This window comes from Variovorax sp. RA8 (assembly GCF_901827175.1).
GTDB lineage: Bacteria > Pseudomonadota > Gammaproteobacteria > Burkholderiales > Burkholderiaceae_C > Variovorax.
Genome location: NZ_LR594662.1, coordinates 1,267,086 through 1,290,805, shown reverse-complemented (window position 1 = coordinate 1,290,805; position 23,720 = coordinate 1,267,086). Strand labels below are relative to the sequence as shown.

Genomic DNA, 23,720 nt, shown 5'->3' with positions numbered 1-23,720 from the left:
CGGTGCTCACGTTCCGGCGCCCCCGCGCAGGTAGTCGGCCAGCGCGACATCGGGGCGGTCGACATCGTAGGCGTGGCTCAATCGCCCGTCCCGGCCCACCAGGAACAGCGCCGCATTGTGCGAATAGCCGCCCAGTCCGTCCGGCAGGACGACGATACTGAACAGCTTCAGCAAGGCCTGCAGGTCGCGCGCATCGCGCAACGTAGCGAAGCGCCAGAAATCTGGGTTTGCATCGAGGCGCCTGGCATACGCGGCCAGCTCCGTCGGCGTGTCGTTGTGAGGATCGAAGCTGAGCGTGAGCAGCTTCACGCGATCGGCCAGGCCGCGTGCCGGGATTTCCCCTTGCAGCCAGGACTGGCCCGCGGCGCTTGTCAGGCAGACGGTTTGGCACCGGACATACACCAGCGTGACGAAGGTGACGTGCTTCGACGAGCTGGCATAGTCGCTCAGCGAAAGGCTCCGTCCCATTGAGTCGACGAGTCCGAGCGCCGGCAGTGCGCGGGGTGCGCTGGCGATATCGGCCCGACGCACGCCATCGGATGTCACCGCGGCGAACCCATGGGTGATGCCGCCAAACGCGCACAACGCCGAGACAGCGACCAGCATCGCCGCGGCCGGCGTGCGCCAGTCCGACATCACGGCCTTGCCCCCGTCGAGGCCAGAAACTTCTCGAGGTCGGCAGCACTGGACCACGGCTCGGTGCGCTCCGCGGACACCTTGCGCGCGCTTTGAACCACCTCGACCTCGACGGTAGGACTGCTGTTGCCCCACTCGCCGCGGACAAAGCTGAGCACGGCGGCCAGTTCCGCGTCATTCAACTGCTCACCGAAGGCGGGCATCGCGCCGTTGTACGTGGCGCCTGCGACTTCGATGGGACCGTTGAGACCGTGCAACAGGATCTGGACGGGAACCTCAACCGAGCCCTTCACCCACGATGCGCCGGCCAGCGGGGGGAACACGCCAGGCAAGCCTTGGCCGTTCGCTTGATGGCAAGCCTGGCACTTGGCGACGAACAGTTGGCGCCCATCGACCGCCGCGCCTTGCAGCGTCGCAGTCCCTTGCGCCAGTGTGTTCGGCAAGCGCTGGTCGCCCAGCCCCGCCAGCCCATCGGGACGCGCCATCAGGATGTAGGCGACGGCCCAGACCACGAGAGCCAATGCCAAGCCCAGCACCACACGTGGCACCGGGTTGTACTGCTCGTGCGGATCTGCGTGCTCGCTCTTACGGCTTTGTTCGGGCTGCTGCATCGTTCTTTCCTGCGGGGGCTTCGGGCGTAGGAGCTGCGACGGCGTGCGGATCGACTTTGCGTCCGGCCGGCAGCATGCGCGTGACGAGATCCGCCTGCGCCGGCGTAAGCACCGAGTATTCGTGCTTCAGGCTCTGCAGGTAGGCCACGAGATCCAGCGCGTCCGGGGTCGCGACCACGACCTTGGAAAGCGGCACGGTTCCGGGCGGAAGCACGACGAGCCGTTCGGTCTTGGCCTGCGAGCCTTCGTCCTTGACCTCGAACAGGAAGCGGTAGGACGGCATGATGCTGCCGGGCACATATGCGCGCGGCTGGAACAGGTGGCCGAGGTGCCAGTCACCGCTGGGCTGGCGAACGCCGATGTTGAACAGGTCCGGCCCGGTGCGCATGGTCCCCAGCAACGGCGGCGCGTCGTAGTGGTAGTCGCCGGCGACGGAGGCCCGGCCCCAGCCGCGTCGCGCATCGGCGACGCCCGCGCCCGTGGTGCTGGGCTGCTGCGTGTGGCAAGCGATGCAGCCGTTGGCCATGTAGACCGTGCGGCCTCGCAGCTCCTGGCTGGTGTAGGGCTTGAGCGCCGGCGGCGCGGGCTCATCCTTCAATTGCAGGAAGGGCACGATGATCATCGCGGCCGTGGCGAGCGACAGCGTCACCATGGCGCCGCTGACGAGCTTGAGTTCGTTCTCCATGTTGTTCAGGCGGCGGAAGCCTGGACGGCGACGCGGTCGGTCTGGGTGAACACGCCCGAGCGTGCGGTGATCAGCAACACATGCCACGCAAACACCAGGTGGCCGAGCGTCATCAGCGCGCCGCCGATGGAACGGCCCTGCAGCCACGGCAGCGTGACAGCGACCGAATCCATGAATGGCCGCGCCGGATCGAGCAGGATCAGGCCCTGCAAGATGCCGCCGATGCTCAGGGTGAGCATGTAGACCGAGAAGCCGGCGACGACGAGCCAGAAGTGCAGGCTGATGAGCACGGGCATCGGCCAGCGCGTGTCAAGGATGCGCGGCATGGCGAAGTAGATGCCGCCGAAGATCACCATCGACACGAAGCCGTACATTCCGAGATGCGCATGCGCCACAGTGAAATGGGTGAAGTGCGTGACCGCGTTCAGCGAGCGCAGCGCCTCCAGCGAGCCCTGCAGCGATGCCAGCGTGTACATCACCGCGCCGAAGAAGATGAAGCGCAGCACATGCGAGTGCCGCAGCGCGCTGAAGTGGCCCTTGAGCGTGAGATGCTGGTTGAGCGAGAACGCCACCACCGGGATGATCATCATCACGCTCTGCACGATCGAAAGCGTGATCAGCCACTCGGGTATCGGTCCGCCGATCAGGTGATGCGCGCCGACCTGGCCATAGAAGAAGGCGAGCGTCCAGAAGCCCAGCAGCGAGAGGTTGTAGGAACGAACCGGCCGGCCGATGACCTTGGGCAGGAAGTAGTAGACGCAGGCGAGCGACAGGGGCGTGTAGAACAGGCCCAGCACGTTGTGGCCGAACCACCAGTTCATCGTCGCCTGCTCGACGCCGAAATGCACGCCAGGGATCTTGGCCACGATGTAGAGCGTCGGAAACCAGAACAGGGCCGCACCCATGTACCAGACCGATACGTACAGGTGATGCACCTGGCGGCGTTGCAGCATCAGCGCCATCGGCAGGCCGATGAGCAAGCCGCCAGCGGCGAACAGGCCGCCGATCTGCCATGGGATCTCCAGCCACTCCAGGCCTGCACTCAGGCCGATGGCTATCGCGCCCAGCCCCGCGATCAGACCCGCATTCCAGAGCACGGCGCCGACGATGACCAGGCGACCGCCCTGCAGCTGCGTCCTGAGCAATCGCGGCAGCATCCAGATGGCCAGCCCCAGCAAACCCAACGGAGCCCAGCCATAGGCGACCGCATTGAGATGTACCGTGCGCAGCCGGCCCAGCGTGAGCCAGGCCTGGTCCGTCAGCAGATCGGCCCAATGCAGCTTGAGCGAGCTCAGCAGACCCGCGGCGGAGGCCACGATCAGCCAGACGACGGCCGAGCCGATGAGAACGAAAGCCGGGAACGCGCTGGAACGGTCGGCCTCTTCGCGGACCATCGCTTCGCTGGGTGCCATGCCGCGCGCAGGCGCCGCTTGCGCGGCGGCGACCTCCTCAAGACGGCGTTTTTGCTCCAGGCTCGCCGAAGGCTCCTCGGGCTGCCCCACCTCACCTGACGAAAAGATGGTACGTGCGCCCGTGGATTCGGCGTCGAACAAGCCTTTGCGCAAGGACCAGATGAACGCGAACAGGCCGACGATGGAGAGCAGGAACGTGGCCAGCAGCAGTGCGGTGGGATTCATGCCCAGGATGCTAGGCAAGCCCGATCAGATTTGAAATCAGCAGTTGAACCGGTAAAAACCAGAGCAGAATAAAAATAGAGGCCCAGATGAAACGCTACGAAGCACTTGCCGCAGACGTCGAGGAATCCATTCGCACAGGCGTGCTGCGCCCCGGCGATCGCCTGGCATCCGTACGTCACACCAGCACCAGCCGTGGCGTCAGCCCATCGACCGTGTTCCAGGCCTACTACCTTCTCGAAGCACGTGGGCTCATCCGTGCGAGAGAGAGATCCGGGTACTTCGTATCAGGCGGCATTCGGCGCGTTCCGCCGGAACCTGATCTGACCTCGCAGCCGAAAGACGAGTCGATTTCACTCGACGTGAGCGAGCGGGTGTTCGAGATCCTCGAGTCCAGCATGACGCGCGATGTGGTGCCTTTTGGCTCCGCGTTTCCGAGCCCGCTGCTGTTCCCCCTGGCGCGCCTGGGCCAGGCCATGGCCTCGAGCGCCCAGTCGCTCGATCCTTGGAGCACCGTCGACGACCTGACACCCGGCAACGCGGCCTTGAGGCGCCAGATCGCGCTGCGCTATCTGGCCGACGGGCTGCACGTGCACACGGACGAGATCGTCGTCACCAATGGCGCGCTGGAAGCCTTGACCCTTTGCCTCGCGGCGGTCGCCCGCCCGGGAGACTCCGTGGTCGTGGAATCGCCGACTTTCTATGCTGCACTGCAGGCGCTCGAGCGCATGGGGCTGCAGGCCATCGAAGTGCCGACCCACACTCGGGACGGCGTCGATCTCACTGCGCTGGAACATGCCATCGCACGGCACAAGCCGAAGGCGTGCTGGCTGATGACCACGTTCCAGAACCCTCTCGGCAGCCTGATGCCCGAGGAAAAGAAGAAGGCGCTGGTGGACCTCCTCGCGCGTCACGACCTTCCTTTGATCGAAGACGACGTCTATGCCGAGCTCTACTTCGACAACAAGCGTCCCGCGCCTGCCAAGGCCTTCGATACGCAGGGCCTGGTGCTGCATTGCTCCTCGTTCTCGAAGTGCCTCGCGCCGGGCTACCGCATCGGCTGGGCGGCCCCCGGGCGCTATGCGCGCGCAGTGGCGCGTCAGAAGCTCACAACCACCCTCAGTACCTCCGCGCCCGCGCAGCTCGCGCTGGCCACCTACCTCGAGCGCGGGGCCTTCGACAAGCATCTGCGCAAGCTCCGGCGGACGCTGGCAGAGCAACAGGTCACCTTTGCGCAGGCAGTGGGCCACTTCTTCCCGGCCGGAACCCGCGCAACCCGCCCTGCGGGCGGATACTTCCTTTGGCTCGAGCTGCCGGAAGGCACCGATGCGCTGGCGATCCACCGCCATGCGCTGTCGCTCGGCATCAGCGTCGCGCCCGGGCCGATCTTTTCCGCCACGCGCGCGTTCACGAACTGCCTGCGGCTCAACTACGGCCACGCGTGGGATGCGCGGGCGGAACAGGCGCTCGCAACATTGGGGCGGCTCGCAAAGGCGCACCGCGCCGGATGAGTCGGCCTACGTGGGCGCGGCCATCAAACCATCTGCGCGGAACATGGTTCGGATACCGCGCACCGCCTGCCTGATGCGCGCTTCATTCTCGATCAGCGCGAAGCGCACGTGCGTGTCGCCGTAGTCGCCGAAACCAATGCCCGGCGAGACGCAGACCTTGGCGTTCGCCATCAGTTGCTTGGCGAATTCCAGTGAACCGAGTTCGCTGTAGGCCTGCGGGATGCGCGCCCAGACGTACATCGAGGCCTTGGGTTTCTCCACTGCCCATCCTGCTCCGCTCAAACCCTTGACCAGCACGTCGCGACGCTTCTGGTACTGCGCCGCGATATCGCGCGTGCACTGCTGGTCGCCCTCGAGTGCGGCGATGGCCGCCACCTGCAGTGGGGTGAACGTGCCGTAGTCGTGATAACTCTTGATGCGCGCCAACGCGGCCACCAGGTCGGGGTTGCCGACCATGAAGCCGATGCGCCACCCCGCCATGTTGTAGCTCTTCGACAGCGTGAAGAACTCCACGGCGATGTCCTTGGCCCCTGGCACCTGCATGATCGAAGGCGCCTTCCAGCCGTCGAAGACGATGTCGGCATAGGCGAGATCGTGCACGACGAAGATGTCGTGCTTGCGTGCCAGCGCGATCACGCGTTCGAAGAACTCGAGTTCGACGCACTGTGCCGTGGGATTGCTCGGAAAACCCAGCACGATCATCTTCGGCTTTGGATAGCTGCCGCGGATCGCACGCTCGAGTTCGGCAAAGAAATCCACGTCGGGCGTCAAGGGCACGGAGCGTATGTCAGCGCCGGCGATCACCGCGCCGTAGATGTGGATGGGGTAGCTCGGATCCGGCACCAGGACGGTGTCCCCACGGTCCAGTGTGGCAAGCATCAGGTGCGCCAGTCCCTCCTTGGAGCCAATGGTCGCGATGGCCTCGGTGTCCGGATCGATGTCCACGCCATAACGGTCCTTGTACCAGTGCGAGATGGCTCGGCGCAGGCGAGGAATGCCTTTGGAAGCCGAATAGCCATGGGTATCGGGCCGCTGCACCACCTCGACGAGTTTGGCCACGATGTGTGCCGGCGTGGCGCCGTCGGGATTCCCCATGCTCATGTCGATGATGTCTTCGCCGCGCCGTCGCGCAGCCATCTTGAGTTCGGCGGTGATGTTGAAGACGTAGGGAGGAAGGCGATCGATGCGCGCAAAGCGGCGCTTGCCAGTGGAGGCAGACATGGAGTTCTCTTTCACGTTAGCGCCCGGAACCGTCCGAGCGACGTCGGCTGCAACGCATGCGGGACACGCAGCAGCCGCCAACATCGTAGCGAAGTTCGCTGCTCCGGTTTTTCTGTGGACCACTGCTGCTGTCCAGGCCGCCGGGGCGCCCCTACGCTCGAAGCTCCTCAGCACCCGAGCCGCACGTGTCCTTGATCGAAGTCCGCAAACGAAGCCTCTGCATCGAAACAGTCTTCCACGAAGGCGGGCCGCCTCCCGTGCTGCCCGTGCGCGTCGCCGTGGCCTGCGCCGTGGTTCGCAATCCCTATGCCGGCCGCTTCGAGCCCAACCTCCTGGCCTTCATGGCAGAGCTTCGGTCCCTTGGCGCGAGCCTGGCCAACGAGCTCATCGCCGCGTTGGGCAAGCCGCGTATCGAAGCTTACGGAAAGGCAGCCATAGTAGGCGTGAGCGGCGAGTTGGAGCACGGCGCCGTCTGGCACGAAGCCGGAGGGTGGGCGATGCGCGAAGCGCTGGACGACCCGAAAGCGATCGTCCCCTCCGTCAAGGCTGTGGCCTCGGCAGGGTACCGGCTGATGGTGCCGCTCCACCACATCCAGACGGCTTTCGTCCGGAGCCACTTCTCGTCGATCGAAGTCGGCGTGCAGGATGGGCCACGGCCGAACGAAATTCTCTTTGCGCTGGCCATGGCTACCGGCGGGCGGATCCATGCGCGCGTCGGCGGCCTGTCGAAGGACGACGTCGCGTTAGAACGACGGCCACAGCTGGAAGGAAACTCCCATGTACGTCTATGACGAAATCGACCAGCGGCTGGTCGAGGAACGTGTTACCCAGTTCGGCGACCAGACGCGCCGCTTCCTCGCGGGGCAACTGACCGAGGATGAGTTCCGGACGCTGAGACTGCAGAATGGTCTCTATATCCAACGCCACGCACCGATGCTGCGCGTGGCCATCCCCTACGGCATGCTGAACTCGAAGCAGTTGCGCATGCTCGCGCATGTCGCGCGGCGCTGGGACCGCGGCTACGGCCACTTCAGCACGCGCCAGAACATCCAATTCAACTGGCCCCGACTGGAGGACGTTCCAACCATCCTTGCCGAATTGGCGACCGTGCAGATGCATGCGATCCAGACCAGCGGCAACTGCATTCGCAACACCACAACGGACCACTTCGCCGGTATCGCGCCCGACGAGGTCATCAATCCGCTCGTCTGGTGCGAACTGATTCGCCAATGGTCCATGCTGCACCCGGAGTTTGCTTTCCTGCCACGGAAGTTCAAGATCGCCGTCAGCGGCGCACTCACGGACCGCGCTGCGGTCGGCGTCCACGACATCGGACTGCAAGCTGTCGAGCAGGACGGCCAGACAGGCTTTCGCGTCTGGGTCGGCGGGGGCATGGGCCGCACGCCGATCGTCGGAAAGCTGATCAAGCCTTTCGTCGCATGGCCGCATCTCCTGACCTACCTTCAGGCGACGCTGCGCGTGTACAACCTCCACGGCCGGCGCGACAACAAATACAAGGCCCGCATCAAGATCCTCGTCAGAGACCTGACGCCGGAAGTCTTCGCTGCGCAGGTCGACGAACAATGGCAGCGCATCAAGGAGGGACCTGACACGATTCTTGAGGCGGATGTTCGGCGCATCTCGGGGCGTTTCACGTGGCCTGACTACGACTCGGCCGCAGCCGACTCGGATGACCGGTGCGAATCGCATGCCGCCGAGGACCCGAGGTTCTCACGCTGGCTGCGAATGAACGTGCACGGGCACCGCGTCGCGGGTTACGCTGCCGTGACACTGTCCCTAAAGAAGAACGGCGTACCGCCGGGAGACATCACCGCTGACCAGATGGACGCCGTGGCCGACCTTGCCGATCGCCACGGGTTCGGCGAACTGCGTGTTTCCCATGAGCAGAACCTGATCCTTGCCGATGTGCGGCGTGACCAGCTCTACCAGCTCTGGCGTGAACTGGATGTGCTGGGCCTCGCGACGCCGAACGTCGGGTTGCTGACCAACATCATCTCGTGCCCAGGGGGCGATTTCTGCTCGCTCGCGAATGCGGTGTCCATCCCGATCGTCGACGCGATCCAGCAGCGCTTCGACGATCTGGACCACCTGTTCGACATCGGGGAGCTCGACCTCAACATCTCGGGCTGCATCAATGCCTGCGGGCATCATCATGTCGGTCACATCGGCGTGCTCGGTGTCGACAAGGGCGGCGAGGAGTGGTACCAGGTCACGATCGGCGGGCGCCAGAACGGAGGCATCGTCACGCTAGGCGGCGATGCTGGCGTTCGCAGTGGCGGCGCGGCCATTGGCCGGATCATCGGACCATCCTTCGCGCGCGACCAGGTGCCAGGCGTCGTAGAACGGCTGGTGCAGACGTATCTGTCGCACCGGGACAGCGACGCCGAGCGGTTCGTGGATGTGGTGGAAAGGCTCGGCATCGAACAGTTCAAGCACGATGTCTACGCCGATCCCGCCCTCTCGAGCAATGCATCCAAGGCGAAAGCCGGCACAGAGGCCGACCAGTGAACAGCAGTCCTGCCCCGACCACGCGAGTGCCCCACATGATGCGGAATCGCGGCGTGGACCGCGACGTGACACGGCTGTTCGATCCTGCCAACGCATGCGATTCAAGCGCACCTTGGCCACCTGACGAGCCTGATTGGGTTGTGCCTGTAGCGACATGGATTGCTCATCGCAAGGAGTTGCGCTCACGCCGGCATCCCGTCGGCATCCGGCTGTCTCCCGACGACGACATCTCGGATCTTGCCGAAGTGCACGCCAGATCTCAGGCAATCGATCCGGCCGGTATCGCCTTCATTTCCATCCTCTTTCCCGTCTACACCGACGGGCGAGGTTTTTCATTGGCTCAGCTCTTGCGCCGCGAATACGGCTGGACCGGAGAGATGCGGGCCGTCGGCGATGTCCTTATCGACACGATGCACTACCTGGCCCGCTGCGGCTTCGACAGTTTCGTCTTGAAGGACGGGCATGACCCTCTTCAGGCGCTCAGGGCGCTGGAGACCTTCAGCGCCAGCTATCAGCGTTCCTATTCATAACCGAATAGCGCGGTCCGACCTCACCGCCCCGCCGGCGAAAAATATTCTCGCAGTGCTTGATCTGTCTTGGTCCTAGCATCGGCTACAGCATCGTGACCAAGGCCTGTTCCTTGAACAGAGAAGAAATTCAAATCCTTCAGTCCGATGGTTCCGAGGATGGTTCTTAGGTACGGAGTAAGAAAATCCGGCTGACGCGCGCGCTCCCCAGAGAATCTTCCGCCCGAGGCCACAGCGACGAACACCGGACGATCGCGCAGCGCGCCCACTTTTCCTTCCGCGGTCACGTTGAAGGTCCGGCGGGCCCGAACGACGTGATCTATCCACGCCTTCAGCGCGGAGGGGATGGTCAGGTTGTGCATGGGCGTCCCGATGACCACGACATCTGAACTCTCCAGTTCCTGAATAAGTTCTTCGGACCTGGAAACAGAGCCTTCCTGGGATAACTGTGCCGTGGACGAGTGTTGAGCCAGCGCGTAATTGGCATCGATATGCGGCATGGCGCCGCCGCCAATTGCGCGATTCACCAAAACTGCCGAGGGCTCGGCCTTCAGCAGAAATCCGATGACTTTTTGGGAGAGCTTGTAGCTCTCGGCGGCTTGGCCACGCGGGCTGCAGCTCACATGCAGGATTCTCATCATCTGTCCAATTCCAGGTTTTGATCGATCATTCTAGGAACCGCTTGGCCTATCTTTTCAGGCCATGAATGAAGTTTTCGGATGAGCCATGCTGGTGATACGCTCACCAGCCCATGCCCGCCCCAAAGACCAGCCCCATCTCGCCGTTGGATCCAGCGGCGGCCGAGCCTTTCTATCGGCAGATCTACGATCGATTTCGCGCAGCCATTGCCGGCGGATTGTTGAAGCCGGGCGACCGAATTCCCTCGGCACGCGCGCTGACCCAGGAATTGGGCCTGGCAAGAGGCACCGTGGATGCAGCCTATTCCCTGCTGGCCGCCGAGGGGTACATCCAGGCCCGTGGCCAGGCCGGGACCATCGTGACGCCGGGCCTCAAGCCGCGAATGCCTGTTGCCAGCCCAATTCCTCGAGCCCACAGCGAAATTCCCGAACCCAGTTTTCGTCCGGATTCGATCCTGCCGTTCCAGATGGGTTTGCCTGCCCTCGATGCGTTCCCCCGAAAGATCTGGGCACGCCTGGGCGCGCGATGCATACGTGGCATGCAATCGCCCGGCATGGTTCATCCGCCTGTCTACGGCCTGCCCGAGCTGCGTGCCGAGATCGCCGCCTATCTCCACGTGTCGCGCGGGATCGACTGCTCCCCTTCCCAGGTCTTCGTGACCTCGGGATACCGCCACACGATGGCGCTCATCGGCCATGCCTTGTTGAAGGGGGGGGATCGCGTCTGGCTCGAAGACCCGGGCTACCCGCCCACGCGAGAACTGCTGGCGCATATGCATGTGGCCGCCGTGCCGGTGCCGGTTGATCAGGAGGGGTTGGTCGTCGCCGACGGCATCAAGACGGCGCCACGGGCGCGCGCGGCCGTGGTCACGCCCGCGCACCAGAGCCCGCTGTGCGTATCCTTGTCCCTGCCCCGGCGCTTGGCGCTGCTGGACTGGGCGGTGCGAAACAACGCATGGATCATCGAGGACGATTACGATGGCGAGTACAGGTATGTCAGCCGTCCCCTGCCGGCATTGAAGAGCCTGGATCGTGACGGGCGCGTGCTCTATGCAGGCACCTTCAGCAAGGTGCTATTGCCGAGCATCCGGCTGGCCTATCTCGTCGTGCCGGAAAAGCAGGTCGAGCGCTTCGAGCAGATCAGCCAGGTCTTTGCAGGCGGCAGTCCCGAGCTGACGCAAACCATCGTCACGGCCTTCATCACCGACGGGCACTTCGCACGCCATATCCAGCGGATGCGCAAGCTCTACGCCGAGCGCCGGGAAGCGACCGCGGCAGGCCTGGAAGGCGTGCTGCGCAAGCACATGCGCATCGATTCGCAACCGGGCGGCATGCACCTGATCCTGCGCTTGCAAGGGCAGCGATCAGACCGCCGGCTCGTCGCGCGCATGCGAGGTGATGGCCTGTACGCAGAAGCATTGTCGGATTGGACGATGGGCCCTGATGGCGCCTCGGCCTTGCTTCTCAACTTCACGAATGTCGATTCCCAGCGCACCGCCGAGAAGCTCGGAAAGCGGATCCTGAGGCTGATCATGGCCTAGAGCGCAAGTCGGATCATGGACCTTCTTGAGTAGGCCAAGATGCAGCACGATCGAGTCCTTCAATCAACCCACACAAGGATTCGTCATGAGCAATCGCATTGACTATGCCAAGGCTTCGCCCGAAGGCTACAAGGCCTTCGGCGGCGTGTACGCCACCCTTCAGAAAAGCGGCCTGCCCAAGGAACTGGTCGATCTCGTCTACCTTCGGGTTTCGCAGATCAACGGCTGCGCCTACTGCATCGACATGCATTCCCGCGATCTGCTGAAGTCCGGCCTTGCGGTCGACAAGCTCGTGCTGGTCGCGGTGTGGCGCGAAGCGGGTGACGTATTCAATCGCCGCGAACGTGTCGCGCTCGCCTGGGCGGAAACCGTCACGCGCGTGGCCGAAACCGGCGTGCCCGATGCCGACTACGAAGCCGCCGCTGCCGAGTTCGGCGCCAAGGAGCTGGCCGATCTCACCTACGCGATCGGCTTGATGAATGCGTTCAATCGATTCGGGATCACGTTCCGTTCGACACCTGCTGCGGCAGCAGCAGCCAAGGCTTGAGATACCCACCATGGCATGGGCACTACTGGGTATCGCGGGCATTCTCGAGATCGCATTCGCCTTCGGCATGAAGTCGTCCGAAGGCTTCACGCGATTGACGCCCGCACTGTTCACGGTCGCCACCGGCCTGTCGAGCGTGATTCTCCTTTCGCTCTCGCTGCGCACATTGCCGATGGGGGCCGGCTACGCGGTCTGGACCGGCATCGGCGCGGCGGGCACCGCGATCGTGGGAATGGTGGTGCTGGGCGAGTCCGCGGCGCCGATGAGGCTGCTCTGCATTGTTCTCATCCTGGCAGGCGTTATCGGACTCAAGCTGGTCTCTGGAGACTGAAGGAAGTTTCTTGTTGTGACAGTTTGCGTGAGCGGACCACCCTTGCCTTGGCGGAACGAGCACAACCCAGTTTCCTTTGTAAAAGATGACCACAACTCATCTTTTTAGTGAATCTGGGGGTCCTCGGTGGGGAAAAATGACCACATCTTTTGGAGACCTACGTGCTGCCCTTAGATGCCTAAGGTTGTGGGAATTTTCGACTAAGACCCGCCCCGGTTATGGGATTTTTGCGAGCCTTGACATGGTGAACGTTGCGTGCGCGTCATAGCGCCATCGATGGACCGACGTTGTCGTGACGACATCAAGCGTGGGCTCAGGGGACCGGCGCTCGCGCGCCGTCTTCGTCGCACGACCGCCATCGAAATCCGACCGCTCGTGGCCAGCGCTGAAAGCACGCCTTCATTGCGGGCCCGTGTATTCTGAAATGCGGCCAGGCAAGCGCGCATCCTTCGTACGTCGTCAAGACGTGGAAGCAGGTAGCTGCCCGCCTCAGGAGCTCGTGCATCGACACCCTTTACCGCGCGCAGCACCTTCAAAAGGTCATCCCTGATCGCCTGGTGCTTCGCGATGCGGTCGGCTATCCAACCACTCGGCTCCGCAAACCAGGTGCGAAGCACGGCTTGGCAGTAGCCTGGAGCTCGAAGGGAAACGATCGCCTGTAGCTTCTCCATTCGATCGATCAGACGGGCTCCACCGAAAGCAACGCCCAGACGGAAGCCGCTCAGCGACTCGGTCTTCGATGACTCCATGATGGTGATCAGGTTGTCAGAGCTCATGTCGCTTGCGCGCAGATGGGTGTATTTCACGCCCGAGTAAAGCAGCCGCGAGTACAGCTGATCCACGATCACCGTTGCGCCATGGCGATTCGCTAGGTCCGCGATTCTCCCGATCTCGTCCACCGAGTACACCACCCCCGCCGGGTTGTTCGGATTCGAGAAGAGGAACGTTGTCGCGCCGGCATTGAAGGCTGCCTCCAGCTGGACCAGATCGATCCCAGCACCATCTGATCTTCCCAGGTAGTCCATCGTGATTGGGACGACATCGCCTCCCATGAACTCGACCAGTTTACGATTCGCGAAGTAGTCAGGCCGCACGATAGCCACCTTGCCGCCAGAGACCCGGGCCGCGCGAGCGTCGAGGCGATCGAAGAGCGAGAGGCCAAGGCCTTCGTTGAAAACACCATTTATGTAATCCTGTCGCTCTGTCGCGTGTGGACGGAAGCATCGCAACGCCTGGTGGTGATGCCTAATGCAACTTTTGGAGTGTTGCGCGTTCACGCCCGCGCCCTGGGGATTGCGAACAGGGCTCACGCAGCGGCTGCAATCAAACGTTGAACCAGTGGGTGCAAGACCTTCTTTTCAGTTCCAATCGCAAAGACGTGATCTTCCGCGCTCCCGCATGCCCCAACACTTTTCACGTGATACCGGTCGGTCAGGTCGTCATTGACGATGCTGGCCGCGGGGAAAATGCCCATGCCGCTGGCGCCAAAGGTCTTGAGCAGCGCGCTGTCCTCAAACTCGCCGATCACGCGCGGCCGTACGCCCACCTGCTCGAACCAATGGTCGATGCGCGCCCGCACCGCCGCATGCGCGCTCGGCAGCAGCACTGGTAGCTGCCCCAGCGAAGCTGGAAAGCCCCGCCGTGCCTTGGCCTGCAATGCGGCCGGTGCGTACCAGTGGATCGGCGATGTGCCCAGTGAGTGGCTGTAGAGCTTGAGGTTCGGGTTGGCCGGCGCTGGCCGGTCGGCAAGAACCACGTCGAGCCGGTGCAGCGCCAGGTCGGCGAGCAGGTCGTTGAACTCGCCGACGTGGCATACCAGTCGCAGGTTCGGCTCGGCCATGACGGGCTGCATCACGCGCCAGACCAATAACTTCTGCAGTGCATCCGAGACCCCGGCGAGCAGCCGCACCGCGGGCGCGGTCACCGCGTCGCGCAACACGGCGGGCAGTTCCTCGCCGAGCTGAAAGATCTGGTCGGCATGGCGCATGGCCGCCAGGCCCGCTTCCGTGAGCGCCAGTCCCCGGCCCGCCGGCTTGAGCAGCGCGTGGCCGAGTGAGCGCTCGAGCTCGCGCACTTGGGCGCTGATCGTCTGCACTGCCATGTCAAGCCGCGCGGCCGCACGCGCCACACCACCTTCTTTCGCGACGACCCAGAAGTAGTACAGATGGCGGTAGTTGAACGCTTGGCTCATGTTCCTGTTTTTTCGAATATTCGATCTTCTAGTTTCTGCTTTTTATTGTTGGTAGGCAAATTTATCGTTGAGACCTCATCGCTTACTTGGAGTCTTTGATGAAAGTGTTCTTCAACGGTCCCCTCCAACCTATGGAGCCGCTGCGCGCGGACGCTGAATCACGCGTGCGGCTGGTGCTGCGCCGCGCCGATGCGGCCGTGATGCACGTGCTGGTGCGCCTGGCCGACGTCAACGGACCGCGCGGCGGCAAAGACAAACGCTGCTGTCTGGCAATCAAGTCCCACACCGGCAACGTCATCGTCTCGTCGATGGCGCGCGATTGGCGCACCGCGCTCGACGACGCGCTGGCGCGTGCCGTACGGACTCTGCGCCGGGCGATGAACCGGCTGCGCAGGCCCGCGCGCGTGCGACTGCTGCCTGCCAACTGACGAACGACTACGAAGGAGTCACATGGAACTCAAGCCCATCCCCATCGACAGTCACCCAACCCAACCGCCGGCTCGCGGCGAAGTGCTGTCGTCTCACGTTCCCGAGGTGGCGCGCGTTCTGCGCAACACCTATGCGCTGCTGTCGCTGACGCTGCTGTTCAGCGCCGCCGTCGCCACCACTGGCATGGTGTTGAAGCTGCCGGCGCCCGGCCTGTTGCTCACGCTGGGCGGCTACTTCGGTCTGCTGTTCGTGGTGTATCGCTTCAAGGACAGCGGGTGGGCGATCCCGGCCGTGTTCGCGCTCACCGGCTTCATGGGCTACACGCTGGGGCCGCTCTTGGCCAAGATGGCGGGGCTGCCCGGTGGCGCGCAGGTCATCGCGATGGCGCTGGGCGCCACCGGCGCCACCTTCCTAGCGCTGTCGGCCTGGGTGCTGGCGACCAAGCGCGATTTCAGCTTCATGGGCGGATTCCTGTTTGCCGGCATGGTGATCGCGCTGCTGGGCGGCCTGGGCGCCATCTTCTTCCAGGTTCCCGCGCTGGGCCTCGCGGTCTCGGCGATGGTCGCGCTGCTGTCGGCGGCCCTGATCCTGTACGAGACCAGCCGCATCGTGAACGGCGGCGAAAGCAACTACGTGCTCGCCACCGTCGGCCTGTACGTCTCGATCTTCAACCTGTTCACCAGCCTGCTCAGCCTGTTTGGCTTGGGCGGCGGCGACGACTGACCTGCCCCAAAAGGAGCGCAACCATGCAATGCCCCACCTGCATAGATGCCGTGCTGGCGATGACCAGCCGCCAGGGCGTCGAGATCGACTATTGCCCCAATTGCCGGGGCGTCTGGCTCGACCGCGGCGAGCTCGACAAACTGATCGAGCGCGCCGGCAACGAGCCACCGCCCCGGCCGCAGGCCTCGTCGGCGTAGCGCGATTTCGACGATTCGGGCTACCGCCAGCACGGCGGCCGGCCACACAAGCGACGCTCGTGGCTCGGCGAGTTGTTTGACTGAGGCGCGCTTCCTTTCCTATCGCACAAGAGGAGACTGTCATGCGTTCCTATCCCCTGAACAGCCCGCAGGCCGCCGCCCGTATCGTCGCGACGATGGCGCTGTCGGACGGGAAGCTCTGCAGCCGTGAGCTGAACCTGATCGACCGCTTTGGCAAGGCCGGCGTGCTCAGCCTGTCCCGCGAACAGCTGCACACCGTGCTGCGCGACCACTGCCAGGACATGGCGCTGTACACGAGCTACGAGTGGGCCGAGCGCGGCGAGTGCCTCCCCGAGTCGCTCCACCGTCTGCTGGCCGAGGTGCAGGACCCGCTGCGCCGCGCCCACGTGCTGCAACTGTGCGGCGCCATCGCCGATGCCGACGCCCACTGGAGCGCCGCCGAGCGCCGGATGATCGACACGGTGCGTCGCTGCTGGGCGCAGGAGGCGCGGACATGAGGCGCTACGAGCGAGACAGCGCCGAGGCCGCCACGCGCGTGGTGGTGATGGCGATGCTGGCCGATGGCCACCTGAGCCGCTGCGAGATCGAGGCCTTCGCCCATGCCGACGCCCACCGGCAGCTCGGCCTGGATTCGGCCCAGCTGCGCGACCTGATCAGCGATTTCTGCGATGACATCCTGCAGGCAGCGCCGGGCGATTGGGCGCAGGCCTGCCGTAGCGGCACCGAAAGCCTTTCGGCGATGCTGCGCGAGATCGAATGCCCGACGCTGCGCCGCAAGGTGCTGCGCATTTGCAAGAAGGTAATCGAGGCCGACGCCCACCTGGCCGACGGCGAGGCCACCGTGCTGGCCGAGATGTTCGCGCAGTGGGGCATCGACGCCCGCGCGAAGCACGCCGCAACGCCGGCTGCGCAGAATCTTTCCATGCCCGCGCGAAAGGAGAACCGCCATGCGCAACTACAGCACTGACAGCCCGCAAGCGGCCGCACGCATCGTCTCGTTGGTGGCGCTGTCCGACGGCCACCTGTGCAGCCGCGAGCTCGACCGCATGCACGCGCTGGGCGCCACCGCCGCGCTCGGCCTCACTCGCGAGCAGTTGCTGCGTGTGATGCAGGACTACTACGAGGACATGCAGCTGTACGGCGAGTACGGCTGGGCCGACGCCAGCCGGCTTGACCCGGCTTCGCTGGATGGGATGCTGGCGGAGGTGCGCGATCCGCGGCTGCGCCAGGAGGTGCTGCGCCTGTGCACCGCAGTCGCCGAAGCCGACGCGCACTGGAGCGACAGCGAGCTCCGCGTGATCGACACGGCGCGCGCACGCTGGCTCGACGCCACGGCCACGGCCGGTTGAGGCGCCGCAGCAACGATGAGCAGCCACCACAACGACAACAGCAAACCGCTCATCCTTATCACGGGTTCGGGCGGCAATCTGGGCCGCCGCCTCGCGCAGGATCTGCTGGCCGACTACCGCGTGTGTACTGCGCCTGCCAGCCAGGCCAGCGCATCGACGAGAACCAGGCGCTGGAGCCGCGCTGAGCCTACCCGCGCTCCAGGGCGCGCGCCGAGGCGGCGATGTGGGAGGCGCGCGGCCCCATTCCCTGCGTGGCGCTGCGCCTCGCGGGCGTGTACGACGAGCGCGCGATGGTGCCTTCGCTCGCGCACCAGATCGCGCGCGTGTACGAGCGCGAGGTGCAAAGCCACTTCTACGCCGGTAGCCTGCTGGTCGGCCACGACGCTGCACCGCGACGACATGCTCGAGGCGTTCCGCCGCACCATGCCCTGGCGCGTCATCCTGTTCGACTTGACGATTGTCCCGCTGGGCGTGACATCGATCTTCTTCATCATCATCCAGCCCGTGGTACTCGGCACCTGGAGCGTGGTGGCGCTGATCGGCGCGGCGGCGATCCTGCTGCAGGTTCCGTACTCGCTCGACGAGATCATCGCGACCGTCCAGTTCCTGCGGCGCCGCGCGCGCGCCGGGCGGCCCTGGCTGCGCGTGCTGTTCGTCGGCGACTTGGACGAGCCAGCCGGCCCCCCGGGGGCCACGCGCGTCGATGAGTTCGCGCGGCGGCCCGGCGCCGTGGTGCGCGACATGCTGGCCGGCGGCGTCAACCTGCCATGGACCCTGGCGCTCGGCGCCGGCATCGGACTGTCGCTGCTGTTCAGCCGCGTCACCCTCGGCGCCGAGGGCAGCCTGGCGAACGTGCACACCACGTAGCCGGCTCGCTCGCGCTCATGGTGGTGTCGCTCGCCGCCGCCGAAGTGGCGCGCCCGCTGCGGCTGCTGAACGTGCCAATTGGTATTGCGCTGCTGGCCGCCGCCTTCCTGCTGCCGATGGGCTGACCGCTCGCTGCCTACACCGCGCTCTGCGGCGCCGCGCTGGTGCTGCTGAGCATTCCGCGCGGGCCGATACGCGAACGCTACGGCGCGTGGAGCCGGCTGATCGCCAGAGCGTGAAGAGAACACATGTTCGCCATTAAGAAAGTCTTCGCCTTCGGCTACATCGGCATCGTGGTGCTGTTCGGCATTGGCGCGTTCGGGCTGATCGGTTTCGGCGCTTTCGAGTTGTGGGAGGCGCTGGACCCGCGGCGCACCCTAGCCATGACCGAGCGCCTTAATTCCGTGCTCAAGTGAGTGGCGATGCTCACCATCGCGCTGGCCTCGCTCGACCTGGCCGACACCGTGATCGAGGAGGAGCTCAAGCGCGAGGCCAACATGAGCGCACCGGCGCGTACCCGCCGGGTGCTGTCGCGCTTTCTGGTGGTGGTCGTCTCCCTGTCGATCGAGTCGCTGGTGGCGGTGTTCCAGTTGGTCCACGACGATCCGTCGAAGCTGCCGCACGCAGCGTCGATTGCGCTGGGCGCCGCCGCGCTGCTGGCGGCCTGGGGCTACTTCAACCGCGTCACGTGCACGCAGGGCAAGGGTGAAGCTGCCTGATATTCAGAGAAAACCTGAATGTTCAGCTCTGATTAGCTTATTTTATCGGAGCGCCCGGGCGCCTAAGCTCGCTCCATTCCAATTGAGGAGCAGACGTGGAACCCCTTTTGAGTCTGATACAGCAATCTTTTCTCGGCACGCCGGTGTGGCTGTGGCTGAGCTTCATGGCAGTCGTGGTCGCGCTGCTCGCCTTCGACCTAGGCGTGCTGCACAAGGACGACCGCGAGGTCGGCGTGCGCGAGAGCCTGATGCTTTCGGCCGGCTACATCAGCGTGGCGCTGCTGTTCGGCGGATGGGTCTGGTGGCTGATGGGCGCGCAAAGCGCCACCGAGTACTACACAGGCTTTCTCATCGAGAAATCGCTCTCAATGGACAACGTGTTCGTCATCGCGCTGATCTTTACCTACCTGGCGATTCCTCGGCAGTTCCAGCACCGCGTGCTTTTCTGGGGCATCCTGGGCGTGATCGTGCTGCGCGCCATCATGATCGGCCTGGGCGCCGCGCTGGTCAGCCAGTTCAGCTGGACGCTGTACCTGTTCGGCGCGTTCCTGGTGTTCACCGGCGTGAAGATGTGGCTGATGGCCGACCATGAGCCCGACATCGCCAACAACGCGCTGCTCAAGTTCCTGCGCCGCCACATGCGCGTGACGCCGCAGATTGAAGGCAACGCGTTCTTCGTGCAGCGGCCCGACCCGGCGGCCGGCGGCAGGGTGGTGCGCTGGGCCACGCCGCTGTTTCTCGCGCTGTGTATGGTCGAGTTCATCGACCTGGTGTTCGCGGTCGATTCGGTGCCGGCGATCTTTGCCATCACTTCCGACCCGTTCATCGTCTACACCAGCAACATCTTTGCGATCCTGGGCTTGCGCGCGCTGTACTTCGCGTTGGCCGCGATGATCCATCGCTTCAAGTACCTCAAGTACGCGCTCGCGCTGGTGCTCGTGTTCATCGGCAGCAAGATCTTCCTGGTCGGCATCATCGGCAAGACGCCACCGGTGATTTCGTTGAGCGTGACCTTCGGCCTGATCGCCGGGGGCGTGCTGGTCTCGCTGTGGAAGACCCGTAGCGGCCGCGCACAACCGCAACTCGGCTCGTCGTGAGCGATTCGACCGCTCAGCGCTGCGAGCAGCCGCCGCGGCGCTGACGCAGGAGTGCGAGGTCTCCGGCACCAGCGCCCGCCGCCTTCTGGGCGGGCTCGCCCATTTGTACGGTCTTGCGCAGCGCTTTGCGCGCCTGGGCGGTGAGTTCCGCATAAACCGCGCGATGGCCGCGCTGCTGGCCACCATGGCGGCGCTGATCGTACTGCCCATCCCCTTGGGCAACCTGCTGCCCGCCACCAGCATCGCGGCGCTCGGGCTGGCGGTGGTGTTTGGCGACCAGGGGCTGGCCGCGCTGCGCGCGCTGGCGCTGGCCTTCACGGGCGGCGTGACGGTGCTCGCCGCGCACGGCGGCTGGTGTGCCGTCGCGTCCACTTGCAGCTTGCTCTGATCGCGCGCCATGCAGAACTTCCTGGACCCGGCAATCCTTATCTTCGTGTTCGGCATCCTGGCCGGCCTGCTGCGCTCCAACCTGGAGGTTCCGCAGCCGATCTCGCGCTTTCTGTCGCTCTACCTGCTGATGGCGCTCGGGCTCAAGCGCGGCTTCGCGCTGGCGGAGTCCGGGCTCTCGCACGAGATTGCGGTGAGCCTGGCGTACGCGCTGGGCCTCGCGGTCACAGTACCGCTGGCCGGCTATTCGCGGGCGCTCGCCGTGGCTGCTGGGCTATGCGCTGGGCGCTCCCGTGGTGCACGCGGGCGTGGCGCTGGCGTTGGCGTGGACCGCCGGCATGTCGGCCGTCAACGGTGCGCTACTGATGGCGCGAAGCCAGCCCGTCGCTGTACTTCGGCATGTCGCTGGGACTCACGTTTCCGTTCAACATCCTGTTGGGGGTTCCGCTCTATGCGCTTCTGGCACAGCGGTATTTGTCGTAGTCCAGCATGTCCGTGTCGATCAACCGGCGCAGGGCGAGTTCGAGCTTAGCGCGAGTCTGCTTGCGCGACTCTCGTTGATGCAGTGGCTTCTGCGGTGCGGGCGAGACTGAGGTCACAGATCCGACGCGGAGGAGGCACCAATGGCCAAAGTGCTCGCGAAGGTAGATAAGTGAGGCATCCCGGCAATCACGCGTTCACCTGGTCTCTGTAGGTACAAAAGGGGCGCGCCGCGGTGCGGCTGCGCCCCTGATGCTCAAACTCAACGGTGTCAGCTCTTCTGACCAGGCTGCTGTTGCGTGCCCTGACCAGGCTGTTGGCCGGTTTGTTGCTTGCCGGGATCCTGCTGCTGCTGACCCGGGTTGCTCTGGCCGCCTTGCCCTGGCTGTTGTTGCTTGCCGGGGTCCTGCTGTTGCTGGCCGGGGTTGCCCTGGCCGCCTTGCCCCGGCGGTTGTTGCTTGCCCGGGTCCTGCTGTTGCTGGCCGGGATTGGACGTCTGATTGCCGGACTGGTTGGGGTTGTTCTGACCTTGGTTCATAGGGATGCCTCTCTTGATGGGCGGAGCAACAACGCTCCGACGCCAAGATAGGCACTTGAAAACGCGGTCGCGGTAGTCGCGTAGCCAGTCGGTGCGTAGGACATGTTTTGTCGCTGAGAACCGCTGCTTACGAACCGCTCTGCGTTCTGCATCTTGGTTTGCAGTGAACCTTAACGCCCAAGAACTACAAGCCGTCGAGCATGCCAAAGCCGAGCTGGTCAACGAGAGCGCCACCTTCTTCGCACCTGTCAGCAGCGATGTGCTCGACGAGCTGCTTGGCCAGTACCAGGCGCGCAAGCGCAGCATCGAGCAGCTCGCCGAGGCGCTCCTCGGTGAGGAGTTCAGGACCGCGATGAGCTACTTCCTGGAAGCCAGCGAGATCCGTGGCGGACACTACCTCTCCCTCAGTTCCCTCGCGAACGTGGACGCCGCGCTCGCAGTGCTCGATGCCAGCTACTGGTCGAAGGCGCTCGCGCTCACCGACGTCCTCGACTGCATGCCTCAGAGCCGCAGAGATGAGTGGAACAAGGCGATTGCCGATCGCAAGACCGTGCCGTTCACCGAGGATGCCGTCAGGCCCACCATCGCCGATCTGCTCGCCTCGCGTCACAAGTACTTCTGCGAGCGCGTGGACGGCATCTTCCGAGGCCTTTCTGGGACCCATGCAACAAACGAGCCTCAGGGGTTCTCGAAACGAATGATCCTCAACTACGTGCTCAGTGACGGGTACCCGAACCACAGCCGCGCTGGCCTGATCAACGATCTGCGCTCTGTGATCGCGACCTTCATGGGCCGCCCGGGCTTGAAGCACTACGAGACGGGCAACCTGCTTCGCCGCCTCGCCGAGGGCCGCGAATGGGGCGAGTGGCACGACGTCGACGGCGGGGCGGTGCGCATTCGAATTTATCGAGGCTTCGGGACGGCGCACCTCGAGATCAACCCGGAAGTCGCGTACCGCCTAAACAACGTGCTGGCGAGCCTGTATCCGATGGCCATCCCGGCCAAGTTCCGGTCGCGCCCCAAGAGATGCTCGGTGCTGATCGGCCGGAAGACATCTACCTGCAGCCGGGCGCCGGCATCGGCGGCCTGGCTGGCCTGCTGCCTGTCGACAGGACCACGTGCGTCGAGATCTCGGGCCTGGGGTGCGATGTTCTGCGCGCGCGCGGCTCCACGCGCACAAGGCGGACTTTATCGAATGGGCGGCCGCTCAGCGCGATCGAGGTAGCCCAGGCACAGGGACACAAGGTGGCGCTGGAGGGCCCTCACCGGCTTCGGCGGAGCCTGCCGCTCCACCACACCCCTGGCGTGGCGGGCGCGCATCGCAAGGGGGGAGTACGACGATGCCTCGATCGAACAGGCGTGCAAGGATGCGTGCCACCTCCAAGCGCTGCAACATCGTGACGGCCCGCGCGTTCGCCCGCACGGGCAGCGTGACCAGGACCTACTTCGCCTTCGATCCGGGCTTGATGCCCGGGACGGGGCTCGCGCGCGAGCAGGTCCCGCTGATGCAATGGATCTGGAAGACCGTCCTGCCTCGCCTTGCAAGCCTCCTGCCTGGCACGAGCTCGACGGAGCGCTCCTCGGCGGTCCTCACCGACCTGCTGCTTGGCATCTCGCACAACGGCGCCTACTTCAACTACACGGGCAAGCAACTCGAGCCCGCGCACCCTGCCCAGGAAAAAAGGGTCGAAGAGGACCTGCTCTCGACAAGCAACCAGTTGGACGCGCGTTTCGTCAGCCTGAGGCCCATCCGGTGTGACGGCGTTCCTCCCAGGCGCGCCCACGGGGCGACTGGCAGGGAGGCCGCGTGCAGACCTTGGCGAGCAGAGCGACATTGAACCACGCGATGAGCCCGCGCGAACCTGGTACTTCAGACGCCTGGCCGGCAGTACCAGCGACAACGCCGAGCGATGCTCGTCCGCGCGCGGTGCGACCGGGGCGCTCCGCACCCCGGCGTTGAGATCACGCGCTCTAGATGGGTGGTGGCTTCTACTCGCAGGCGGCCAGCGCAACCGCACATACACCGAGGATCAGGATTCGTTGCATGTCGGCCTCCCCTTCAGTTCCCGTAGAGTTGACCGCAGTGCTGAAAGCGCCGGCGCACCTCGCGGGCGCGCTCCTGCAAGGCGACCTGGCGCGCCTGTTCCAGCGCGGTGGCGCGCTACTTCGCGATTTGGAGCTGCTGCGCCTGCATCGCCTGGCGCGACTGCAGCGCGAGCAGCTGGTTGGTGGCTTGCGTCGCCTGCAGCGCACCGACGGCTGACTGGCTGCGGTTCACCACGTCGGTCACCGTGCGCTCGTCAGCGGCAGA

At 64.7% G+C, this 23,720-nt stretch carries 29 protein-coding genes and 3 pseudogenes; 22 read left to right on the top strand and 10 right to left on the bottom strand.

The genetic code is table 11. The annotated features are described in order from the left end of the window. Positions 1-6: 6 nt before the first annotated feature. The 4 genes from E5P3_RS06165 to E5P3_RS06150 are packed head-to-tail and all read right to left on the bottom strand — an operon-like array spanning position 7 to position 3,569. On the bottom strand, positions 7-636 hold the full coding sequence (locus E5P3_RS06165; protein WP_174263039.1) for an SCO family protein: 630 nt from the start codon (positions 634-636) through the stop codon (positions 7-9). Then, positions 636-1,247, bottom strand: coding sequence for a c-type cytochrome (locus tag E5P3_RS06160; protein WP_162585178.1), 612 nt, complete (start codon positions 1,245-1,247; stop codon positions 636-638). Before E5P3_RS06160 ends, E5P3_RS06165 begins: the two co-directional genes overlap by 1 nt. Beyond that, positions 1,222-1,932 carry a cbb3-type cytochrome c oxidase subunit II gene (locus E5P3_RS06155; RefSeq protein ID WP_162585177.1) on the bottom strand — a complete coding sequence of 237 codons (711 nt, stop codon included), beginning with the start codon at positions 1,930-1,932 and terminating at the stop codon, positions 1,222-1,224. Before E5P3_RS06155 ends, E5P3_RS06160 begins: the two co-directional genes overlap by 26 nt. Positions 1,933-1,937: 5 nt before the next feature. Beyond that, a complete protein-coding gene (locus tag E5P3_RS06150) occupies positions 1,938-3,569 on the bottom strand; it encodes a cbb3-type cytochrome c oxidase subunit I (RefSeq protein WP_162585176.1) in 1,632 nt (543 codons plus the stop codon). A gap of 86 nt (positions 3,570-3,655) precedes the next feature. Between E5P3_RS06150 and E5P3_RS06145 the strand changes: the two genes are divergently transcribed. Continuing rightward, positions 3,656-5,077, top strand: coding sequence for an aminotransferase-like domain-containing protein (locus E5P3_RS06145; protein WP_162585175.1), 1,422 nt, complete (start codon positions 3,656-3,658; stop codon positions 5,075-5,077). A 6-nt stretch (positions 5,078-5,083) separates the two neighbouring features. Here E5P3_RS06145 and alaC read toward each other — a convergent pair whose 3' ends face one another. Further along, the gene (gene alaC, locus E5P3_RS06140) at positions 5,084-6,298 is read right to left on the bottom strand and encodes an alanine transaminase (protein WP_162585174.1); all 1,215 of its coding nucleotides are present in this window, start codon (positions 6,296-6,298) and stop codon (positions 5,084-5,086) included. Between the two features lie 185 nt (positions 6,299-6,483). On the opposite strand from alaC, the gene E5P3_RS06135 reads away from it, so the two are divergent. The 3 genes from E5P3_RS06135 to E5P3_RS06125 are packed head-to-tail and all read left to right on the top strand — an operon-like array spanning position 6,484 to position 9,357. Then, complete coding sequence (locus E5P3_RS06135; RefSeq protein ID WP_162585173.1) at positions 6,484-7,089, top strand: amino acid synthesis family protein; 606 nt, start codon at positions 6,484-6,486, stop codon at positions 7,087-7,089. Then, complete coding sequence (locus E5P3_RS06130; RefSeq protein ID WP_162585172.1) at positions 7,076-8,827, top strand: nitrite/sulfite reductase; 1,752 nt, start codon at positions 7,076-7,078, stop codon at positions 8,825-8,827. Before E5P3_RS06135 ends, E5P3_RS06130 begins: the two co-directional genes overlap by 14 nt. Positions 8,828-8,865: 38 nt before the next feature. After that, the gene (locus E5P3_RS06125) at positions 8,866-9,357 is read left to right on the top strand and encodes a DUF934 domain-containing protein (protein WP_443083280.1); all 492 of its coding nucleotides are present in this window, start codon (positions 8,866-8,868) and stop codon (positions 9,355-9,357) included. 20 nt (positions 9,358-9,377) lie between these two features. On the opposite strand, the gene E5P3_RS06120 is transcribed toward E5P3_RS06125, so the two are convergent. Continuing rightward, entirely contained in the window at positions 9,378-9,995 is a 618-nt protein-coding gene (locus tag E5P3_RS06120; protein WP_332107370.1) for an FMN-dependent NADH-azoreductase, read from the bottom strand. Between the two features lie 110 nt (positions 9,996-10,105). Here E5P3_RS06120 and pdxR point away from each other — a divergent pair, with 110 nt between their 5' ends. From pdxR to E5P3_RS06105, 3 genes are all read left to right on the top strand, one after another. Continuing rightward, positions 10,106-11,533, top strand: a complete 1,428-nt coding sequence (gene pdxR / locus E5P3_RS06115; protein WP_162585170.1) for a MocR-like pyridoxine biosynthesis transcription factor PdxR — start codon at positions 10,106-10,108, stop codon at positions 11,531-11,533. An 85-nt stretch (positions 11,534-11,618) separates the two neighbouring features. Continuing rightward, on the top strand, positions 11,619-12,080 hold the full coding sequence (locus E5P3_RS06110; RefSeq protein ID WP_162585169.1) for a carboxymuconolactone decarboxylase family protein: 462 nt from the start codon (positions 11,619-11,621) through the stop codon (positions 12,078-12,080). 10 nt (positions 12,081-12,090) lie between these two features. Then, positions 12,091-12,411 carry a DMT family transporter gene (locus tag E5P3_RS06105; RefSeq protein ID WP_162585168.1) on the top strand — a complete coding sequence of 107 codons (321 nt, stop codon included), beginning with the start codon at positions 12,091-12,093 and terminating at the stop codon, positions 12,409-12,411. Positions 12,412-12,611: 200 nt separating this feature from the next. Here E5P3_RS06105 and E5P3_RS06100 read toward each other — a convergent pair whose 3' ends face one another. Next, positions 12,612-13,721, bottom strand: a complete 1,110-nt coding sequence (locus E5P3_RS06100; protein WP_162585167.1) for an aminotransferase class I/II-fold pyridoxal phosphate-dependent enzyme — start codon at positions 13,719-13,721, stop codon at positions 12,612-12,614. Further along, positions 13,718-14,602, bottom strand: coding sequence for a LysR family transcriptional regulator (locus E5P3_RS06095; protein WP_162585166.1), 885 nt, complete (start codon positions 14,600-14,602; stop codon positions 13,718-13,720). Before E5P3_RS06095 ends, E5P3_RS06100 begins: the two co-directional genes overlap by 4 nt. Positions 14,603-14,700: 98 nt before the next feature. On the opposite strand from E5P3_RS06095, the gene E5P3_RS06090 reads away from it, so the two are divergent. The 13 genes and pseudogenes from E5P3_RS06090 to E5P3_RS35695 all read left to right on the top strand — a co-directional run bounded on the left by E5P3_RS06090 (position 14,701) and on the right by E5P3_RS35695 (position 20,874). After that, positions 14,701-15,030, top strand: a complete 330-nt coding sequence (locus tag E5P3_RS06090; protein ID WP_162585165.1) for an HPF/RaiA family ribosome-associated protein — start codon at positions 14,701-14,703, stop codon at positions 15,028-15,030. Positions 15,031-15,052: 22 nt separating this feature from the next. Then, positions 15,053-15,754, top strand: a complete 702-nt coding sequence (locus tag E5P3_RS06085) for a Bax inhibitor-1/YccA family protein (RefSeq protein WP_162585164.1) — start codon at positions 15,053-15,055, stop codon at positions 15,752-15,754. A gap of 23 nt (positions 15,755-15,777) precedes the next feature. Continuing rightward, positions 15,778-16,035 (top strand): annotated as a pseudogene (locus tag E5P3_RS06080) (zf-TFIIB domain-containing protein). Between the two features lie 38 nt (positions 16,036-16,073). Further along, a complete protein-coding gene (locus E5P3_RS06075; RefSeq protein ID WP_162585162.1) occupies positions 16,074-16,469 on the top strand; it encodes a tellurite resistance TerB family protein in 396 nt (131 codons plus the stop codon). Continuing rightward, on the top strand, positions 16,466-16,939 hold the full coding sequence (locus tag E5P3_RS06070; RefSeq protein WP_162585161.1) for a TerB family tellurite resistance protein: 474 nt from the start codon (positions 16,466-16,468) through the stop codon (positions 16,937-16,939). Before E5P3_RS06075 ends, E5P3_RS06070 begins: the two co-directional genes overlap by 4 nt. After that, entirely contained in the window at positions 16,920-17,321 is a 402-nt protein-coding gene (locus E5P3_RS06065) for a TerB family tellurite resistance protein (protein ID WP_162585160.1), read from the top strand. The genes E5P3_RS06070 and E5P3_RS06065 overlap by 20 nt, the downstream gene beginning before the upstream one ends. 399 nt (positions 17,322-17,720) lie before the next feature. Then, entirely contained in the window at positions 17,721-18,188 is a 468-nt protein-coding gene (locus E5P3_RS06060; RefSeq protein ID WP_162585159.1) for a hypothetical protein, read from the top strand. Positions 18,189-18,436: 248 nt separating this feature from the next. After that, positions 18,437-18,604 (top strand): hypothetical protein, encoded by a 168-nt coding sequence (locus tag E5P3_RS06055; RefSeq protein ID WP_162585158.1) that lies wholly within the window; start codon positions 18,437-18,439, stop codon positions 18,602-18,604. Positions 18,605-18,610: 6 nt separating this feature from the next. Then, entirely contained in the window at positions 18,611-18,907 is a 297-nt protein-coding gene (locus E5P3_RS06050) for a hypothetical protein (RefSeq protein WP_162585157.1), read from the top strand. Positions 18,908-19,002: 95 nt separating this feature from the next. Beyond that, the gene (locus E5P3_RS06045) at positions 19,003-20,004 is read left to right on the top strand and encodes a TerC family protein (RefSeq protein WP_162585156.1); all 1,002 of its coding nucleotides are present in this window, start codon (positions 19,003-19,005) and stop codon (positions 20,002-20,004) included. Positions 20,005-20,107: 103 nt separating this feature from the next. After that, positions 20,108-20,392, top strand: coding sequence for an exopolysaccharide biosynthesis protein (locus E5P3_RS06040; RefSeq protein WP_162585155.1), 285 nt, complete (start codon positions 20,108-20,110; stop codon positions 20,390-20,392). Positions 20,393-20,401: 9 nt separating this feature from the next. Further along, positions 20,402-20,581, top strand: a pseudogene (locus E5P3_RS35700) (sodium-dependent bicarbonate transport family permease); the annotation flags it as partial. Positions 20,582-20,790: 209 nt separating this feature from the next. Then, positions 20,791-20,874 carry a sodium-dependent bicarbonate transport family permease gene (locus E5P3_RS35695; protein WP_232073431.1) on the top strand — a complete coding sequence of 28 codons (84 nt, stop codon included), beginning with the start codon at positions 20,791-20,793 and terminating at the stop codon, positions 20,872-20,874. A 268-nt stretch (positions 20,875-21,142) separates the two neighbouring features. Here the strand turns inward: E5P3_RS35695 and E5P3_RS06030 are convergent, their stop codons facing one another. Next, entirely contained in the window at positions 21,143-21,409 is a 267-nt protein-coding gene (locus tag E5P3_RS06030) for a hypothetical protein (protein WP_162585153.1), read from the bottom strand. Between the two features lie 163 nt (positions 21,410-21,572). Here E5P3_RS06030 and E5P3_RS06025 point away from each other — a divergent pair, with 163 nt between their 5' ends. Together E5P3_RS06025 and E5P3_RS06020 are read left to right on the top strand one after the other, a co-directional pair. Next, positions 21,573-22,634: a DUF4942 domain-containing protein gene (locus E5P3_RS06025; RefSeq protein WP_162585152.1), complete on the top strand. Its 1,062-nt coding sequence runs from the start codon at positions 21,573-21,575 to the stop codon at positions 22,632-22,634. 142 nt (positions 22,635-22,776) lie between these two features. Next, positions 22,777-23,247 carry a hypothetical protein gene (locus tag E5P3_RS06020; RefSeq protein ID WP_162585151.1) on the top strand — a complete coding sequence of 157 codons (471 nt, stop codon included), beginning with the start codon at positions 22,777-22,779 and terminating at the stop codon, positions 23,245-23,247. Positions 23,248-23,468: 221 nt separating this feature from the next. Here E5P3_RS06020 and E5P3_RS35690 read toward each other — a convergent pair. Continuing rightward, positions 23,469-23,711: pseudogene (locus E5P3_RS35690) on the bottom strand (P-type conjugative transfer protein TrbJ); the annotation flags it as partial. Between the last annotated feature and the right edge of the window lie 9 nt (positions 23,712-23,720).